Genomic DNA, 1,392 nt, shown 5'->3' with positions numbered 1-1,392 from the left:
TTCTTACGCTCTAGTGAATAACGGCCCATAAATAGTATCCTTACCGCTCTCTTGATTTAAATTTAGAGGGTGACAACTATCCTGACATAGAGAGGCGCTGGCCCCAGCCAAGACAATCGCAAGGATTGAGGTCAGAACAGAGACCCACACCGTATTCCACAAACTTTTTAAATATTGCGGACTGGTCACGGCCACTAAATAACTCATTTGTCCCGTTGCCTTGTCAGGGCCGGCACCAATAAAGAAGAGTTGAATAATGGGTAATAACCAAAAAGCACAGAAAAAAGCAGCGGCTGGCGCAATAAGAAACCAAAGATACTTCTTGTTTTTCATGAGATTGCCTTATTTGAACATAATTAAAAAGACTGACAACTAATCAATCAAATTTAAATCGGTATTACAAACCGCGTTTCAAATACTCTTCTGCAAAACTCTTTTGAGCTTCTGCCATCTTGGCATAATCAACAGCCTGCGCGCGTTCATAATGCTCAGCAGGCAAGAACTTACTTTGAGCTTCTTGACTCATCACTTCAGGACGAATAGGACGTAAATAAGCTTCAGCCCAAACCTTTTGTCCAGCCTCGGATAACGTATGGTTAAGGACGGTATCAGCATTTTCCGGATTAGGAGAGTTTTTTACTTTACTCATCACATAAGGAACTGAGATCGTTCCTTCCGTTGGAATCACAAACTCAATAGGCGCCTGGTCATCATATTTTGCACGATAAGAGTTAAAGTCATAATCGATGAAAATAGGAATTTCACCGGATAGTACACGTGCATAAGAAGTTTGCTTAGGGACAATCGGATGATTTTCTTTTAATTCAGCAAAGAACTTAAGCGCTGGCTCATAGTTATCTATATCACCACCCATGGCTAGATTAATAGCGGTTGCTCCAGCATAACCAACAAAGGCTGAAGAAGGGTCCAAGTGCCCTACTAAGCCGTCGTACTCAGGTTTTAATAAATCATTCCAGCTAGTAGGAACAGGTACATTGCCTAGCGCTGCTGTATTAACCATGCTGTATTAACCATTAACCCAATGGTACCGGAGTGAATCGCAAACCATAAGCCATCCGGATCCTTCATGCCATCAGGGATACTATCAAAATGCTCAGGCTTATAGCTGGTAATAATATCCTCATCCATTGCCTGAATAGCAAACGTGACGCCATAATATACAACATCAGCGATCGGGTTATCTTTTTCGGCAATTAATTGCGCTAGGGATTGACCTGAGTTTTTATTATCCATCGGTACGTTAATACCTGTATCACGCTTAATCGCTGCAAGCTCAGTAAGCGTTCGGTGAACACCTATTGATTTTCAAATGAATAACGCCTTGATGTAATGGTCAAGGCGTTATTCACTTATTGTGTTACTTCTTTTGCT

At 41.5% G+C, this 1,392-nt stretch carries 1 protein-coding gene and 1 pseudogene; both read right to left on the bottom strand.

All coding sequences use genetic code 11. The features are described from left to right. Window positions 1-3: 3 nt before the first annotated feature. Entirely contained in the window at window positions 4-333 is a 330-nt protein-coding gene (locus tag B092_RS0113340) for a hypothetical protein (protein ID WP_018575720.1), read from the bottom strand. A 64-nt stretch (window positions 334-397) separates the two neighbouring features. Beyond that, window positions 398-1,299 (bottom strand): annotated as a pseudogene (locus tag B092_RS14575) (extracellular solute-binding protein); the annotation flags it as partial. Window positions 1,300-1,392: the final 93 nt, after the last annotated feature.

This window comes from Oligella ureolytica DSM 18253, assembly GCF_000373745.1.
GTDB classification, from domain to species: domain Bacteria; phylum Pseudomonadota; class Gammaproteobacteria; order Burkholderiales; family Burkholderiaceae_B; genus Oligella; species Oligella ureolytica.
Note: the sequence above shows the minus strand (reverse complement) of the source record. Positions and strands in the feature narration are given on the sequence as shown.

Bases quoted from the DNA above. Each gene is read 5' to 3' on its own strand.
- B092_RS0113340 (WP_018575720.1), bottom strand. From the start codon at position 333: ATGAAAAACAAGAAGTATCTTTGGTTTCTTATTGCGCCAGCCGCTGCT.